We start from the raw sequence: 16,482 nt of genomic DNA, 5'->3' as shown, positions 1-16,482 counted from the left end.
GACACGTAACTCGAGGCGAGAGGCCTTCGACGTGGCAGCACCGCAGAACTACCTCGCAGTCATCAAGGTCATCGGTGTCGGCGGCGGTGGTGTCAATGCCATCAACCGAATGATCGAGGTCGGTCTCAAGGGCGTCGAGTTCATCGCCATCAACACGGACGCCCAGGCGCTGTTGATGAGCGACGCCGACGTCAAGCTCGACGTCGGCCGTGAACTCACCCGGGGCCTCGGCGCCGGCGCCAACCCGGCAGTCGGTCGCAAGGCGGCAGAGGACCACCGCGAGGAGATCGAGGAGGTCCTCAAGGGGGCCGACATGGTCTTCGTCACCGCCGGCGAGGGCGGCGGCACCGGCACCGGCGGCGCACCCGTCGTCGCCAACATCGCGCGCTCGCTCGGCGCCCTGACGATCGGTGTGGTCACCCGGCCGTTCACCTTCGAGGGCCGGCGCCGCGCGAACCAGGCGGAGGACGGCATCGCCGAGCTCCGCGAAGAGGTCGACACCCTCATCGTCATCCCCAACGACCGGCTGCTGTCCATCTCGGACCGCCAGGTCTCGGTCCTGGACGCTTTCAAGTCGGCCGACCAGGTCCTGCTCTCGGGTGTCCAGGGCATCACCGACCTCATCACCACCCCGGGTCTGATCAACCTCGACTTCGCCGACGTCAAGTCCGTGATGTCCGAGGCCGGCTCGGCCCTCATGGGCATCGGCTCCGCCCGCGGCGACGACCGCGCCGTGGCCGCCGCCGAGATGGCCATCTCCTCGCCGCTGCTGGAGGCGTCCATCGACGGCGCCCGCGGCGTGCTGCTCTCCATCTCCGGCGGCTCGGACCTCGGCCTCTTCGAGATCAACGAGGCCGCGCAGCTGGTCAGCGAAGCCGCCCACCCCGAGGCCAACATCATCTTCGGCGCCGTCATCGACGACGCGCTCGGCGACGAGGTACGGGTCACCGTCATCGCCGCCGGCTTCGACGGCGGACAGCCCCCGGCCCGCCGGGACAACGTCATCGGCGCCGCGTCCACCAAGCGCGAGGAGCCGGCCCCGGCGCCGGTCCGCGCTGCCGAGCCGGTGCGCCCGGCCTTCGGCGGACTGGGCACGGTCACCCCGCGCGAAGAGCCCCCGGCCCCGGTCGAGGCGGCTCCGGCCGAGGCCGCGGCCCCCGCGCCGCAGGTCCCGACGGCCCGGCCGTACCAGGACAGCCCGGCCGAGGAACTGGACGTTCCGGACTTCTTGAAGTGACGCTGGACCAGCACATCGAGAACGGCGCCCACTTCGCCTTCACCGACCGGTGGGGCGGGGTGAGCGCCGTTCCGTACGAGGAGCTCAATCTCGGCGGCGCGGTCGGAGACGACCCCACCGCCGTTCTCGCGAACCGGGCCGTCGCGGCCGGGGCCCTGGGCATCGAGCCGGACCACGTGGTCTGGATGAACCAGGTGCACGGCAAGGACGTGGCGGTGGTCCCCGGACCCTGGGGCGCCGCCGCCGACGTACCGGCGGTGGACGCGGTGGTGACCGCCCGCCGGGGGCTCGCCCTCGCGGTGCTCACCGCGGACTGCACCCCGGTCCTGCTGGCCGACCCCGTCGCCGGGGTCGCGGGAGCGGCCCACGCGGGCCGGCCCGGGCTGGTCGCCGGGGTCGTGCCCGCCGCGGTGGAGGCGATGGTCTCCCTCGGGGCCGAGCCGGGACGGATCATCGCCCGGACCGGCCCCGCGATCTGCGGCCGCTGCTACGAGGTGCCGGCCGAGATGCGGGCCGCGGTCGCCGAGGCGGTACCGGCCGCCTACGGCGAGACGAGTTGGGGGACGCCGTCCGTCGACGTGGTCGCCGGGGTGCACGCCCAGCTCGCGGAGGCGGGGGTGGTGAACGTGCACCGCTCGCCGGTCTGCACACTGGAGTCGCGGGACCACTTCTCGTACCGCCGCGACCGGGTGACCGGACGGCTTGCCGGATATGTCTGGTTGACAGCGATTTCCCGGGGGACGACCCCCGGACCCCCGGGGGAAAAGAAGAATGACGGACCGTAAGTCGGAGCTCGCGGAGAACCTCGCGCGGGTGGAGGAACGTATCTCGTCCGCCTGCGCGGCCGCGGGACGCGGACGGGACGAGGTGACGCTCATCGTCGTCACCAAGACCTACCCCGCGAGCGACGTACGACTGCTGGCGGACCTGGGGGTCCGTCATGTGGCGGAGAATCGCGACCAGGATGCCGCCCCCAAGGCCGCGGCCTGCGCGGATCTGCCGCTCAGCTGGCATTTCGTGGGCCAGTTGCAGACGAACAAAGTCCGTTCCGTGGCGGGATACGCGCATGTGGTGCAGTCGGTCGACCGGCCGAAGCTCGTCACCGCGCTCTCGGCGGCCGCGGAGGGAGCCGGACGCGAACTCGGCTGCCTCGTACAGATCGCCCTCGACGCCGAGTCGGGGGAGCGCGGGACCCGGGGCGGCGCCGCTCAGGAGCAGCTCGCCGAACTCGCGGACCTCGTGGCCGGGGCGCCCGGACTGCGGATCGACGGTGTGATGACCGTGGCTCCGCTGGCAGGGCCCTACGCGGGACGCGAACAGGCCGCTTTCGAGCGGCTGGTGGAATTGTCATCCCGCCTGCGCGCGGACCATCCGACTGCCACGATGGTGTCGGCCGGGATGAGTGCAGACCTGGAACAGGCCGTTGCGGCCGGTGCGACACATGTACGCGTCGGCACTGCGGTACTCGGCGCGAGACCCCGGCTCGGGTAACGTCGCGAAGAAAGTCGGACCACAGCAGAAAATATGGTCATTACCGCTGATGGGCGGACGGACCACGTGGATCGCGGGCAGTTGGTGACTTTGGTGACACAGCGACACACCTGCGACAGGGCGATCCACCACAGAGCGGAGGACTCAGAGAATGGCCGGCGCGATGCGCAAGATGGCGGTCTACCTCGGCCTCGTGGAGGACGACCGGTACGACAACCCGGGGTACGACCCCGACGACGAGTTCGAGCCCGAGCCGGAACCGGAGCGGGATCGCCGGCGCCAGCAGCCCGTGCACCAACCGCCCGTAACGGACGAACCGGTACGAATTGCCCAGCCTCCGGCGCAACGGGAACCCATCCCATTGCCGGTGGAAAACGGACGTCCTGCGCGAATCGCCCCCGTGGCATCCATCACACCTGAACGCTCGAACCTGGAGAAGAACGCCCCCGTGATCATGCCCAAGGTCGTCTCCGAGCGGGAGCCGTACCGCATCACGACGCTGCACCCCCGGACCTACAACGAGGCCCGTACCATCGGGGAACACTTCCGTGAGGGCACTCCGGTGATCATGAACCTCACGGAGATGGACGACACGGACGCGAAGCGACTTGTCGACTTCGCCGCCGGCCTCGTCTTCGGTCTGCACGGCAGCATTGAACGCGTGACACAGAAGGTGTTCCTGCTGTCGCCTGCTAACGTCGATGTCACGGCGGAGGACAAGGCCCGCATCGCGGAGGGCGGGTTCTTCAACCAAAGCTAGACCGATCCGTCAGACACGGGGCCGGGGACAGAGCGAGAGCAGGGGAGAGGGAAGCGCGGGATGGGCGTTGCACTGCAGGTGGTGTACATCGCGCTGATGTGCTTCCTCATCGTGCTGATCTTCCGACTGGTGATGGACTACGTCTTCCAGTTCGCACGTTCATGGACACCCGGCAAGGCGATGGTGGTCGTCCTTGAGGCCACCTACACTGTCACCGATCCACCGCTCAAGCTTCTCCGGCGATTCATTCCGCCGTTGCGTCTCGGGGGCGTGGCACTCGACCTGTCCTTCTTCGTTCTGATGATCATCGTTTACATCCTCATCAGTTTCGTGAGCACCGCTGCGAGAAGCGTGTGAACGATGAGCTTCCCCGCAGGCGCGGGGACAGTCCCGATACGGTCCTGCCGACTGCCGACGACTACGTAGAGGTGAAGAAGACATGCCGCTGACTCCCGAGGACGTGCGGAACAAGCAGTTCACGACCGTCCGCCTCCGAGAAGGCTATGACGAGGACGAGGTCGATGCCTTCCTCGACGAGGTCGAGTCCGAACTGACGCGCCTGCTGCGCGAGAACGAGGACCTGCGCGCCAAGCTGGCCGCCGCCACGCGTGCCGCCGCGCAGAACCAGCAGCAGCAGGGCATGCGCAAGCCGGAACCCCAGGACCAGCGCGGCCCCGGCGGCCCCGGTGCCCCCGTGCCCGCGGCCATATCCGGCCCGCCGGCGCAGCAGGGCCCGCCGCAGATGGGCCCGCCGCAGCTGCCGGGCGGCCAGCCGCAGCTTCCGGCCGGCCCCGGTGGACACGGACCGCAGGGTCCGGGCGGTCCGGGCCCGATGGGCGGCCCCATGCACACCATGGGCGGCCAGCAGCAGATGGGCCAGCAGGGCATGGGCCAGCAGTCCATGGGCGGCCAGAACCCGCTCGGCCAGCAGATGCAGCCCATGGGCCAGCAGATGCAGCCGATGGGGCAGCAGATGCAGCCCATGGGTCAGCCGATGCACCAGCAGCAGCCGCAGCTCCCGCAGCAGGGCCCCGGTGGCGACAGCGCCGCCCGCGTCCTGTCGCTGGCGCAGCAGACCGCCGACCAGGCGATCGCGGAGGCCCGCTCCGAGGCCAACAAGATCGTCGGCGAGGCGCGCAGCCGTGCCGAGGGCCTGGAGCGGGACGCCCGTGCCAAGGCCGACGCGCTGGAGCGGGACGCGCAGGAGAAGCACCGCGTCGCGATGGGCTCCCTGGAGTCCGCCCGCGCCACGCTGGAGCGCAAGGTCGAGGACCTGCGGGGCTTCGAGCGTGAGTACCGTACGCGTCTGAAGTCCTACCTGGAGTCGCAGCTGCGCCAGCTGGAGACCCAGGCGGACGACTCCCTCGCCCCGCCGCGCAACCCGGCCGGTCCGGCGCTGCCGCCGTCGCCGACGCCGTCGATGGCTCCGGCCGGAGCGATGGGGCACTCGATGGGCGCTCCGTCGCCCATGGGCGGTCCCTCGCCGATGGGTGGCCCGTCCCCGATGGGCGGCCCCTCGTACGGTGGTCAGCAGCAGATGTCTCCCGCGATGACGCAGCCGATGGCTCCGGTGCGGCCGGCCGGTCCGCAGCCGATGCAGCAGGCGCCGTCGCCGATGCGGGGCTTCCTGATCGACGAGGACGACAACTAGGCGCCGCTCGCCAGTCGGCGGCAGTCGCTTCACGGGCCGGGCCCGGTTCCCCTACGGGGGCACCGGGCCCGGCCCGTTTTGCGTCCCGCCACCGTCGCGCGGCGCCATCTGTGAGCGGGCCGGTAGCCGGGTTCCGCTGCGCGGAGCCGTCTCCCCGCCCCGCCCGTTCTCCGTTTCCTGGGGCTCCGCCCCAGATCCCGTGCAGAGAGAAACGGCTGTGGCCCGGCACCCCCGTGGGGGCGCCGGGCCACAGGGGGCCGGGAGGGTTACGCCTTGCGGAGGCGGAACTCCAGGGACAGGGACTCGTCGGTGAACGGTTCCCCGTACGTGGTGTCGGCGTTGCCGGTGGCGAAGTCCGTGGACAGGACCTCGTCCGCGATGAGGGTCGCGTGGTCGGTCAGGGCGGTGGTGACTTCCGGGTCGGAGGAGGACCAGCGCAGGGCGATGCGGTCCGCGACGTCCAGGCCGGAGTTCTTGCGGGCCTCCTGGATCAGGCGGATCGCGTCACGGGCCAGGCCCGCCAGCCGCAGTTCCGGGGTGATCTCCAGGTCGAGGGCCACCGTGGCGCCGGAGTCGGAGGCCACCGACCAGCCCTCGCGGGGGGTCTCGGTGATGATGACCTCCTCCGGGGTGAGGGAGATCTCCTCGCCGTTCAGCGAGATGGTCGCCGAGCCGGAGCGCAGCGCCAGCGACAGCGCCGCGGCGTCGGCCGCGGCCACGGCCTTGGCGACGTCCTGGACGCCCTTGCCGAAGCGCTTGCCCAGCGCCCGGAAGTTCGCCTTGGCGGTGGTGTCGACGAGCGAGCCGCCGACCTCGGAGAGGGAGGCCAGGGAGGAGACGTTCAGCTCTTCGGTGATCTGGGCCTGGAGGTCGGCGGAGAGGGCGTCGAAGCCCACCGCGCCGACCAGGGCGCGGGACAGCGGCTGGCGGGTCTTGACCCCGGACTCGGCGCGCGTGGCGCGGCCCAGCTCCACCAGACGCCGGACCAGCAGCATCTGCTGCGAGAGGGTCGGGTCGATGGTCGCCGTGTCCGCCTGCGGCCAGGTGGAGAGGTGGACGGACTGGGGGGCGTCGGGGGTGACCGGGACGATCATGTCCTGCCAGACCCGCTCCGTGATGAAGGGGGTCAGCGGGGCCATCAGGCGGGTGATCGTCTCCACGACCTCGTGGAGGGTGCGCAGGGCCGCCGTGTCGCCCTGCCAGAAGCGGCGGCGTGAGCGGCGCACGTACCAGTTGGAGAGGTCGTCGACGAACGCGGACAGGAGTTTGCCGGCGCGCTGGGTGTCGTAGGACTCCATCGCCTCGGTGACCTCGACGACGAGGGTGTTCAGCTCGGAGAGCAGCCAGCGGTCCAGGACCGTGCGCTCCGCGGGGGCCGGGTCGGCCGCCGACGGGGCCCAGGCGGAGGTGCGGGCGTACAGGGCCTGGAAGGCGACCGTGTTCCAGTACGTCAGGAGGGTCTTGCGGACGACTTCCTGGATGGTGCCGTGGCCGACGCGGCGGGCGGCCCAGGGGGAGCCGCCGGCCGCCATGAACCAGCGCACCGCGTCCGCGCCGTGCTGGTCCATGAGCGGGATGGGCTGGAGGATGTTGCCCAGGTGCTTGGACATCTTGCGGCCGTCCTCGGCGAGGATGTGGCCCAGGCAGACCACGTTCTCGTAGGAGGACTGGTCGAAGACCAGGGTGCCGACCGCCATCAGCGTGTAGAACCAGCCGCGGGTCTGGTCGATGGCCTCCGAGATGAACTGCGCCGGGTAGCGCTTCTCGAAGATCTCCTTGTTCTTGTACGGGTAGCCCCACTGCGCGAACGGCATCGAGCCCGAGTCGTACCAGGCGTCGATGACCTCCGGCACGCGCACCGCCTCCAGCGAGCAGCCCTCGGCCGTGCAGGTGAAGGTGACGTCGTCGATGTACGGGCGGTGCGGGTCCAGGGAGGAGAGGTCCTGGCCGGTCAGCTCGCTCAGCTCGGCGCGCGAGCCGATGCAGGTGAGGTGGTTCTCCTCGCACCGCCAGATCGGCAGCGGGGTGCCCCAGTACCGGTTGCGCGAGAGCGCCCAGTCGATGTTGTTGTTCAGCCAGTCACCGAAGCGGCCCTGCTTGACCGAGTCCGGGAACCAGTTCGTCTTCTCGTTCTCCCGCAGCATCGCGTCCTTGACCGCGGTGGTGCGGATGTACCAGGACGGCTGCGCGTAGTACAGCAGCGCGGTGTGGCAGCGCCAGCAGTGCGGATAGCTGTGCTCGTACGCGATGTGCTTGAAGAGCAGGCCGCGCGCGTCGAGGTCGGCGGTCAGCTTCTCGTCGGCCTTCTTGAAGAAGACGCCGCCGACCAGCGGGACCTCCTCCTCGAAGGTGCCGTCGGGGCGGACCGGGTTCACGACGGGCAGGCCGTACGCGCGGCAGACCGCGAGGTCGTCGGCGCCGAAGGCGGGGGACTGGTGGACCAGACCGGTGCCGTCCTCGGTCGTGACGTACTCGGCGTTCACGACGTAGTGGGCCGGAGCCGGGAACTCCACGAGGTCGAAGGGACGCTCGTACGTCCAGCGCTCCATCTCCTTGCCCGTGAAGGTCTGGCCGGTGGCCTCCCAGCCCTCGCCGAGGGACTTCTCCAGCAGCGGCTGGGCGACGACCAGCTTCTCGGTGCCGTTCGTGGCGACGACGTACGTGACCTCGGGGTGGGCCGCGACCGCCGTGTTGGACACCAGGGTCCAGGGGGTGGTCGTCCAGACCACGAGGGCCGCCTGGCCGGCGAGCGGGCCGGAGGTCAGCGGGAAGCGGACGTAGACCGAGGGGTCGACGACGGTCTCGTAGCCCTGCGCCAGCTCGTGGTCGGAGAGGCCGGTGCCGCAGCGCGGGCACCAGGGGGCGACGCGGTGGTCCTGGGTGAGCAGGCCCTTGTTGAAGATCTCCTTCAGCGACCACCACACGGACTCGACGTACTCGGGATCCATCGTCCGGTACGCGTCGTCCAGGTCGACCCAGTAGCCCATCCGGGTCGTGAGCTCGGTGAACGCGTCGGTGTGGCGGGTCACCGACTCGCGGCACTTGGCGTTGAACTCGGCGATGCCGTACGCCTCGATGTCCTGCTTGCCGTTGAAGCCCAGCTCCTTCTCGACGGCGAGCTCGACGGGCAGGCCGTGGCAGTCCCAGCCGGCCTTGCGGGCCACGTGGTAGCCGCGCATGGTGCGGAACCGGGGGAAGACGTCCTTGAAGACGCGCGCCTCGATGTGGTGGGCACCGGGCATGCCGTTCGCGGTGGGCGGGCCCTCGTAGAAGACCCACTCGGGCCGGCCCTCGGACTGCTCCAAGGTCTTGGCGAAGGTCTTGCTCTCGCGCCAGAAGTCGAGAACGGCGTGCTCGAGGGCGGGCAGGTCGACCTGGGCGGGTACCGGGCGGTACTGCGGCGGTGTGGTCATGAGGCTGAACTCTTCCTCCGGCGGGATGTCACTTCCGTCGGAGGGACGAGAGCCAGCCCTGAGAATCCAGGACGCCTGCTCCCGCGGTACCACCCTCCTTGGCCGCCGGACGGATCCGGTGGCCCCCTCATTGGGGTGCGAAGCCGGTTCTACTCGCCGTTGCCGGCCCCTGGGGACCCGTACGGCTTTCTTCCGGCGGCTCGGGGGTGATCCTTCGCATCGCGCTCGCCCCCGGGCTCTCACCGTCCCCGGGTCGCTCCTGGCTGCGTCCGACGCTACTCGTCCCCGTCCATGCCTTTCGCTGGGCCCAGTGTACGGGGCGGGGGCGCGCTCGGCAGACCGGTTTGCGCGGGGTCGGGGAGCGGGTTGCGGCGGGGCCCGGGACCGGGTGCGGGGCGGTGGCCGGACGGGGGCGTGGCATGACCCGAACGGGCCGATGGGCCGGTCCGGGCTCCGGTGTGACGGGTGGGGCGGATTACCGGGCTCCCTGATGGGCACAACGGATGCAGGTTGGCATCGATGGACGCGTGCCCCGTTGCCGCGAGGCCGGAGTCGATTTATCGTTCCGGCACGATTCGCGCGCAAGATCACAGTATGTGAAGGGGCCGCGGCCATGGTGGCGAAGAAGACCGCCGACAGAACTGCCGAGAAGGCTGTCGGAAAGGCCGCCGGGCAGGCGACGTCGGCCGAGAAAGCGGCTCCGGCCCGGAAGGCGACCGCTGTCGGGAAGAAGGCCGCGAAGCCGGCGGCCGGGACGGCGGTGAATTCGGTGAACTCGGTGAAGCCGGCCAAACCGGTGAAGGTGGCAACCAAGGCGACCAAAGCGGCCGAGGTGACCACGGCGGCGGCCAAGACGGCGGTGAAGTCGGCGGCCAAGACGGCCGAGAAGGCGCCCGCCGAGAAGACGGCGGCCAAGAAGGCTCCGGCCAAGAAGGCGGTGGCCAAGAAGGCGGCCGCCGGGAAGACCCCGGCCGGGAAGACCTCGGCCGTGAACACGACGGTCGTCGACGAGGTGGCCGCGAAGAAGGCGACCGGCGTCGGGAAGACGACCGCGAGGAAGGCCACGGCCAAGGCGGCCGGGGCCGAGGGGGCGGCGCACGCCGCGCAACAGACGGGAGCCCGGAAAGTGGTTGCCAAGAAGAGCACCGGCACGGCCAGGAAGACGGCTGCGGCCGCGACCAGCGGCCTGCCGAAGGCCAGGGCCACGGCGGGCCTGGCGCCGGGCGAGCTGGCCGTACGGCCCGGCGAGGACCCCTGGACCCCGGCGGAGGTGGCCGAGGCGCGCAGCGAGCTGCAGAGCGAGGTCCTGCGGGTGCGGGACGAGCTGCAGGCCTCCGACGAGGCCATCTCGGGGCTCATGCGGGACTCCGGCGACGGCGCGGGCGACGACCAGGCCGACACGGGCACCAAGAACATCACCCGGGAGTCCGAGCTGGCCCTCGCCGCGAACGCCCGCGAGATGCTCGAACAGACCGAGCGGGCCCTGGAGCGGCTGGACGCGGGCACGTACGGGCTCTGCGAGAACTGCGGCCAGCCCATCGGCAAGGCCAGGATGCAGGCGTTCCCGCGGGCGACGCTGTGCGTGGACTGCAAGCAGAAGCAGGAGCGGCGGCACTGAGCGGGCGCTGAGACGGCACGGGCCGGGCTGCCGCCACAGGCGGACCCTGACGTACTCTCGTGTCTCGTCAGGGTCCAGGGACCTGGCAGGGCTGTGTCGTCGGCAACCTGGTTCGAGCTAGTCGAGGGACTCACGTGGCAGAGGCGGAGAGCATCATCGGTACGCCGGAGGTCGGGGACGACGCCCAGCCGGAGTCCGTCGAGCCCAAGGGGCGTCGGCGGATCGTCGCGCTGCTCGTCGTAGCGGTGCTCGCCTACCTGCTCGACTTCGGCAGCAAGATGCTGGTCGTCGCGAAGCTGGAGCACCAGCCGCCGATCCGGATCATCGGCGACCTGCTGAAGTTCGAGGCGATCCGCAACCAGGGCGCCGCCTTCGGCTTCGGCGAGGCCTTCACCGTCATCTTCACCTGCATCGCGGCCACCGTGATCATCGTGATCGTACGGCTGGCCCGGAAGCTCTACAGCCTGCCGTGGGCGATCGCGCTGGGCCTGCTGCTGGGCGGTGCGCTGGGCAATCTCACCGACCGCATCTTCCGTTCGCCGGGGGTGTTCCGGGGAGCCGTCGTCGACTTCATCGCGCCCGCCCATTTCGCGGTCTTCAACCTCGCGGACTCGGCGATCGTGTGCGGCGGCATCCTGATCGTGCTGCTCTCGTTCAAGGGGCTGGACCCGGACGGCACGGTCCACAAGGACTGATCGCGGGAAAGCTGCGCTGCCGAGTCCTGCATACTCGACAGGTGAGTACGATTCCCGAGATCCGCACCCTGCCCGTTCCCGATGGCCTCGAGGGCGAGCGCGTCGACGCCGCCATCGCCCGTATGTTCGGTTTTTCCCGGACGAAGGCGGCCGAGCTCGCCGCCGCGGGGAAGGTGTCGGTCGACGGCAGCGTCGTCGGGAAGTCCGAGCGCGTGCACGGCGGCGCCTGGCTCGAAGTCGAGATGCCCGCGCCGCCGCGGCCGGTCGAGCTCGTCGCCGAGCCCGTCCCGGGCATGGAGATCGTCCATGACGACGACGACATCGTCGTCATCATGAAGCCGGTGGGCGTCGCCGCGCACCCGAGCCCCGGCTGGACCGGCACCACCGTCATCGGCGGCCTCGCCGCCGCCGGCTACCGGATCTCCACCTCCGGCGCCTCCGAGCGCCAGGGCATCGTGCACCGCCTGGACGTCGGCACGTCCGGCCTGATGGCCGTCGCCAAGTCCGAGCGCGCGTACACCTCGCTGAAGAACCAGTTCCGCGAGCGGGTCGTGGACAAGCGCTACCACGCGCTCGTACAGGGCCACCCGGACCCGATGAGCGGCACCATCGACGCCCCGATCGGCCGCCACCCCAGCGCGGACTACAAGTGGGCCGTGACGCAGGAGGGCAAGCCCTCCGTCACCCACTACGACCTGATCGAGGCCTTCCGCGCGGCCTCGCTGCTCGACATCAAGCTCGAGACCGGGCGTACGCACCAGATCCGCGTGCACATGTCCGCGCACCGGCACCCGTGCGTCGGCGACCTCACGTACGGCGCCGACCCGACCGTCGCGAAGCGGCTGGGTCTGACCCGGCAGTGGCTGCACGCGGTGCGGCTCGGCTTCGAGCACCCGTCGGACGGCCAGTGGGTCGAGTTCGAGAGCACCTACCCGGCGGACCTCCAGCACGCGCTGGACGTGATCCGGGCCGAGAGCGAGTGACGGCCGGCGCGGCCTTTGCGGTTCGGGTCGCGGTGGGGGAGGCCGACCTGGCGGCCTGCCGTGCGGTCCGGGCGGAGGTGTTCGTGGTCGAGCAGTCCGTTCCGGAGACGATCGAGTACGACGCGTACGACGCGGTCGCGGTGCACGTGCTGGCCGTGGGGCCGGACGGGGAGCCGCTGGGCACCGGGCGACTGCTGCACGGGCCTGCGGCGCTGGGCAAGACGGGCGGCGACGTGACGGTCGGCTCGCTCGGGCGGCTGGCCGTACGCAAGGCCGCGCGCGGGCTGGGCGTGGGGGTGGCGCTGGTGCGGGCCATCGAGGCGGAGGCCGTTCGTCTGGGCCTGACGGCCGTGGACCTGGGCGCGCAGACGCATGCGGTCGGCTTCTACGCCGGGCTGGGGTACGTGGCGTACGGGCCGGAGTTCGAGGACGCGGGCATCCCGCACCGGGCGATGCGGCGCAGCCTGCCGTAGCCGGCCCGGTGCCGGAGCGGGGGCCCTGCGGGGCCGTCCCCGCCCCGCGCTTCCACCGTTCCCCGGGCCCTGCCCGGACCCGCGTCTCGAACGCCGGCGGCGCCGGAACGGGCCCGTCACGTGCTGCGGAGGCTGCGGACGTCCAGGTGGCGCAGGACCCGGTCCACGATCTCCGGATCCGCGCCGGGCTCGCTGCGCGCCGAAAGCACCTCGTGCCGCGCCGCCGACATCATCTCCCGCTGGATCCGCTGGACGTCCCGGATCCGCTCCACCCGCTTCGCGTACGCCTCCCGCCGCTCCTCGTCGACCATGTCGGGGCTGATCCTGGCCCCCACGTCGTACGCCCGCCGGTACAGCACCTCCACCAGGTCCTCCGGGAGGTCCTCGACCTCCTCGATCTCCTTCAGCCGCCGCTTCGCCGCCTTCGCCGCGCGGATCGCCAGCTGCCGCTCCGTCTCCCGCTCGGCATCCTCGTCCGCCTCCACCCCCAGCGTCCGCACCAGCCACGGCAGCGTCAGCCCCTGGCACACCAGCGTCACCATGATCACGGCGAAGGCGATGAAGATGATCTGGTCGCGCCCCGGAAACGGCGCCCCGCCGTCGACCCTCAGCGGAATGGCCAGCGCCAGCGCCACCGAGGCCACCCCGCGCATCCCGGCCCACCACATCACCACGCTCTCCCGCCAGCTCAGCGGGATCTCCTCGGCGTAGTCGCGCCGCGTGTGCAGCCGCTTGGCCAGCCACCCGGCCGGCAACAGCCACATCAGCCGTACGCCGACCACCACCGCGATCACGGCGGCCGCCCACCCGGCCATCTCCAGCTCGCGGCCGCGGGCGACGCCGAACACGTTGTGCAGCTCCAGCCCGATCAGCCCGAAGGCCACGCCCGTGACCAGCGTGTCCACGACCTCCCAGAAGGTGTGCCCGGCGAGGCGCCCCAGCACGTCGTCCGCGTCGGTCGCGTACTCGGAGAGGAACAGGGCCGTCGTCAGCACGGCCAGCACCCCGGACCCCTTGAACTCCTCGGCCACCACGTACGCCACGAACGGCACCAGCAGCGTCAGCCCGATCTGCAGCGTGGCGTCGCCGAGCCGCCCCATGAGCGCGTTGGCGGCCCAGCCCAGACCGAGCCCGACGGCGACGGCGACCACGGCGGAGAGCACGAACTCCCCCAGCGCGTCCGGCCAGGAGAAGCTGCCGCTGACCGCGGCGGCGATGGCCACGTGGTAGAGCACGATCGCGGTGACGTCGTTGAACAGGCCCTCGCCCTCCAGGATCGACACCATGCGGCGCGGCAGCCCGAGCGATCCGGCGACGGCGGTCGCGGCGACGGGGTCGGGCGGGGCCACGAGCGCACCGAGCGCGAGGGCGGCGGCCAGCGGCAGCCCGGGGACGACGGCGTACGCGACGGCGCCGACGGCGGCGGTCGTGACGAACACGAGGGCCACGGCGAGCAGGAGGATCGGCCGGACATTGGCGGCGAACTGCCGCCACGAGGTGCGCTGCACCGAGGCGTAGAGCAGCGGGGGCAGCACGAGCGGCAGGATGAACTCGGGCGGGATGTCGACATTCGGCACGGCCGGCACCAGCGCGAGCGCGATCCCGACGATGGTCATCAGGACGGGCGCGGGCAGCTTGAGCCGATCCCCGAGCGGCACGCTGACCACGGCCCCGAGCAGGAGTACGAACAGAAGAGCAAGCTGATCCACTCCCCCACCCTGCCGTACTGCCGGCCGCGGCAACCCGCGCCCCGTCGAAGCCTCGCCCGCCTGGCGGCTCCCACCCGCTGCCGGGGCCCCGGCCCGGCGGGGGCCGCGCCCTGCCTCGGGGGCGGCCCCCGGAGCCCGACGTGCGGCGCCGCCGCGCGAGCGGGCTCCGGGCTGCGCCCGGGCATCGCGTACGGGGGGACCCGGGCGGGGTCAGACCTCGTAGCGGGACGGGGCGAAGAGGGAGAGGTTCGAGGCGATCCATGACGACGTGTGCGCGAGGCCCTCCGTCAGGGAGACCTCCGGCTTCCAGCCCGCCCACTGCCTCGCCCGGGAGTTGTCCGACAGCAGGCGCTGGACCTCGCTGCCCGCAGGGCGGAGGCGGGTCTCGTCCACCACGACGCGGGCGTCGCGGCCCGACGCCTTGATCAGGGCCTCTGCCAGGACGCCGATCGAGATCTCCTGGCCCGTGCCGAGGTTGACCACCTCGCCCAGTGCCCGGTCGCATTCCGCCACCGCGAGGAAGCCCTCCGCCGTGTCCGTCACGTACGTGAAGTCCCGGGTGGGGGAGAGGGAGCCGAGGCGGATCTCCTGCGCGCCCGCGTGCAGCTGCGCCAGGATCGTCGGGATCACGGCGCGCGCCGACTGGCGGGGGCCGTACGTGTTGAACGGCCGGACCACCGTCACCGGCAGCTCGAACGCGTGGTGGAACGACAGCGCCATCATGTCCGCGCCGATCTTCGACGCCGAGTACGGGGACTGCGGCTGAAGCGGGTGGGTCTCGGAGATCGGGGCCGTCAGGGCCGTCCCGTAGACCTCGCTCGTGGAGGTGTGGACCAGGCGCCGCACCCCGTGTCGGCGGCAGGCCTCCGCCATGTTCTCCGTGCCGGTCACATTCGTCTGGACGTACGCGCCCGGCGAGGCGTAGCTGTACGGGATCCCGATCAGCGCCGCCAGGTGGAACACCGTGTCGCAGCCCTCCACCGCGTCGCTGACCCGGCCCGCGTCGCGGATGTCGCCCGCCCACATCTCCACCGGGCCGTCGGGGTCCGCGAGGTACCGCGCCAGGTTGCCCTTCTCCGCGTACGGCTTGTAGTGGACGAAGGCGCGGACCCGGGCGCCACGGGCCACCAGCAGGTCGACCAGGGTGGACCCGATGAACCCCTCGGCTCCGGTGACGAGCACGGTGCGGTCGGTCCAGGTGTTCATATGCGCTCCAGGGTGGGAAGGGCGACGCCGGCCACGCGGAGGACCTCCGCGGCCAGCAGTTCGGCGGCCCGGGCGTGCGGGCCGGGGTCGGCGGCGCCGGCCATCGCGGACAGCCGGGCCGGGTCGGCCAGCAGGGGGCCGAGCAGGACGGCCAGCCGGTCGGCCGTGGTTTCGGCGTCCGGCAGCAGCAGGCCCGCTCCCGCGTCCGACAGGACCCGGGCGTTGTGGGTCTGGTGGTCACCGGGGGCGTGGGGGTACGGCACGAGCAGGGCCGGGACGCCGGTCGCCGCCAGCTCGGCCACCGTCGCGGACCCGGCCCGGCACACCACCAGGTCGGCGGCCGCGTACACGAGGTCCATCCGGTCCAGGTACGGCACGGCCCGGGCGATCCGCTGCCCGCCGCAGGCGGCGAGATCGGCGGCGGTGTCCGGCAGCGCCTGCGGGCCCGTCTTGATCAGCAGCTGTACGTCGTCCCGCCCCTGCCAGAGCCCGGCCAGCCCGACCGCGGCCGCGGTGAGCCGGGCGGCGCCCAGGCTGCCGCCGTTGAAGACGACCAGGCGGCGGCCGTCGGGGACGTACAGGGCCCGCCGGGCCTCCGCGCGCAGGGCCGCGCGCTCCGGGCGCGACAGGTCCGCCAGTCGCGCGAGGGCCGCGGAGATCGGCATTCCGGTGGTCAGGGCATGCGCCCCGCCCGCCAGATGGGCCCGGCTGCGGTCGAAGGCCACGGCGATGTGCGGGGTGAGCCGGGCCGCGAACTGGTTGGCGCGGCCCGGCACCGCGTTGGACTCGTGGATGACGGCCGGCAGCCCCGCCATGCGGGCCCCGAGCACGGCCGGCGCACTCGGGTAGCCGCCCATGCCGACGACGGCGTGCGCACCCTGGGCCCTGATCACCGACCGGGCCTGCGTGGCCGAGCGCAGCAGCGCGGCGGGCAGCAGATAGCGCTTCGCGCCGAGCGACGGATCGAACGGGATCATGTCGACGGTGTGCAGGCGGTACCCGGCGCCCGGGATCAGCTCGGTCTCCAGGCCCCGCTCGGTCCCGATGAACGAGACCACGGCACCGGGGACGGCCGCGCGCAGCGCCTCGGCGAGAGCGAGCCCGGGATAGATGTGGCCGCCGGTGCCGCCCGCGCCGATCACGACCGACAGGGGCGGCCTTCCTTGCGTGTCTCGTGTGCCTCTTGTGCCTTGTGTGGTCATGGACGCACCTTCCCGGTGCGTCCTAAGAACGTTCTAAGAGGTTC

Annotated in this window: 14 protein-coding genes; 10 read left to right on the top strand and 4 right to left on the bottom strand. The window is 71.7% G+C overall.

Annotated features, from left to right (window positions below; translation table 11 throughout):
- Window positions 1-31: 31 nt before the first annotated feature.
- From ftsZ to ACZ49B_RS03495, 6 genes are all read left to right on the top strand, one after another.
- On the top strand, window positions 32-1,237 hold the full coding sequence (gene ftsZ / locus ACZ49B_RS03520) for a cell division protein FtsZ (protein WP_468300020.1): 1,206 nt from the start codon (window positions 32-34) through the stop codon (window positions 1,235-1,237).
- Entirely contained in the window at window positions 1,234-2,022 is a 789-nt protein-coding gene (pgeF, locus tag ACZ49B_RS03515; protein ID WP_468300018.1) for a peptidoglycan editing factor PgeF, read from the top strand. Before ftsZ ends, pgeF begins: the two co-directional genes overlap by 4 nt.
- A complete protein-coding gene (locus ACZ49B_RS03510) occupies window positions 2,009-2,728 on the top strand; it encodes a YggS family pyridoxal phosphate-dependent enzyme (protein ID WP_468300016.1) in 720 nt (239 codons plus the stop codon). The genes pgeF and ACZ49B_RS03510 overlap by 14 nt, the downstream gene beginning before the upstream one ends.
- Window positions 2,729-2,879: 151 nt before the next feature.
- Window positions 2,880-3,488, top strand: coding sequence for a cell division protein SepF (locus ACZ49B_RS03505; RefSeq protein ID WP_053790919.1), 609 nt, complete (start codon window positions 2,880-2,882; stop codon window positions 3,486-3,488).
- A 60-nt stretch (window positions 3,489-3,548) separates the two neighbouring features.
- On the top strand, window positions 3,549-3,845 hold the full coding sequence (locus ACZ49B_RS03500; protein WP_030155988.1) for a YggT family protein: 297 nt from the start codon (window positions 3,549-3,551) through the stop codon (window positions 3,843-3,845).
- 82 nt (window positions 3,846-3,927) lie between these two features.
- Complete coding sequence (locus ACZ49B_RS03495) at window positions 3,928-5,139, top strand: DivIVA domain-containing protein (RefSeq protein WP_468300014.1); 1,212 nt, start codon at window positions 3,928-3,930, stop codon at window positions 5,137-5,139.
- A 266-nt stretch (window positions 5,140-5,405) separates the two neighbouring features.
- Here ACZ49B_RS03495 and ileS read toward each other — a convergent pair whose 3' ends face one another.
- Window positions 5,406-8,552: an isoleucine--tRNA ligase gene (gene ileS / locus ACZ49B_RS03490; RefSeq protein WP_468300012.1), complete on the bottom strand. Its 3,147-nt coding sequence runs from the start codon at window positions 8,550-8,552 to the stop codon at window positions 5,406-5,408.
- A gap of 613 nt (window positions 8,553-9,165) precedes the next feature.
- Between ileS and ACZ49B_RS03485 the strand changes: the two genes are divergently transcribed.
- From ACZ49B_RS03485 to ACZ49B_RS03470, 4 genes are all read left to right on the top strand, one after another.
- Entirely contained in the window at window positions 9,166-10,170 is a 1,005-nt protein-coding gene (locus ACZ49B_RS03485) for a TraR/DksA family transcriptional regulator (RefSeq protein WP_468300010.1), read from the top strand.
- A gap of 134 nt (window positions 10,171-10,304) precedes the next feature.
- Window positions 10,305-10,865, top strand: a complete 561-nt coding sequence (lspA, locus tag ACZ49B_RS03480; RefSeq protein ID WP_468300008.1) for a signal peptidase II — start codon at window positions 10,305-10,307, stop codon at window positions 10,863-10,865.
- A gap of 41 nt (window positions 10,866-10,906) precedes the next feature.
- On the top strand, window positions 10,907-11,848 hold the full coding sequence (locus ACZ49B_RS03475) for an RluA family pseudouridine synthase (protein WP_389409288.1): 942 nt from the start codon (window positions 10,907-10,909) through the stop codon (window positions 11,846-11,848).
- Window positions 11,845-12,321 carry a GNAT family N-acetyltransferase gene (locus ACZ49B_RS03470; protein WP_468300006.1) on the top strand — a complete coding sequence of 159 codons (477 nt, stop codon included), beginning with the start codon at window positions 11,845-11,847 and terminating at the stop codon, window positions 12,319-12,321. Before ACZ49B_RS03475 ends, ACZ49B_RS03470 begins: the two co-directional genes overlap by 4 nt.
- A gap of 116 nt (window positions 12,322-12,437) precedes the next feature.
- Here ACZ49B_RS03470 and ACZ49B_RS03465 read toward each other — a convergent pair whose 3' ends face one another.
- From ACZ49B_RS03465 to ACZ49B_RS03455, 3 genes are all read right to left on the bottom strand, one after another.
- Window positions 12,438-14,030, bottom strand: a complete 1,593-nt coding sequence (locus ACZ49B_RS03465; protein WP_468300004.1) for a Na+/H+ antiporter — start codon at window positions 14,028-14,030, stop codon at window positions 12,438-12,440.
- Between the two features lie 210 nt (window positions 14,031-14,240).
- Window positions 14,241-15,236, bottom strand: coding sequence for an SDR family NAD(P)-dependent oxidoreductase (locus ACZ49B_RS03460; protein WP_468300002.1), 996 nt, complete (start codon window positions 15,234-15,236; stop codon window positions 14,241-14,243).
- The gene (locus tag ACZ49B_RS03455; protein WP_468300000.1) at window positions 15,233-16,438 is read right to left on the bottom strand and encodes a UDP-N-acetylglucosamine--N-acetylmuramyl-(pentapeptide) pyrophosphoryl-undecaprenol N-acetylglucosamine transferase; all 1,206 of its coding nucleotides are present in this window, start codon (window positions 16,436-16,438) and stop codon (window positions 15,233-15,235) included. The genes ACZ49B_RS03460 and ACZ49B_RS03455 overlap by 4 nt, the downstream gene beginning before the upstream one ends.
- Window positions 16,439-16,482: the final 44 nt, after the last annotated feature.

This window comes from Streptomyces sp. NPDC031132 (genome assembly GCF_055570595.1).
Note: the sequence above shows the minus strand (reverse complement) of the source record. Positions and strands in the feature narration are given on the sequence as shown.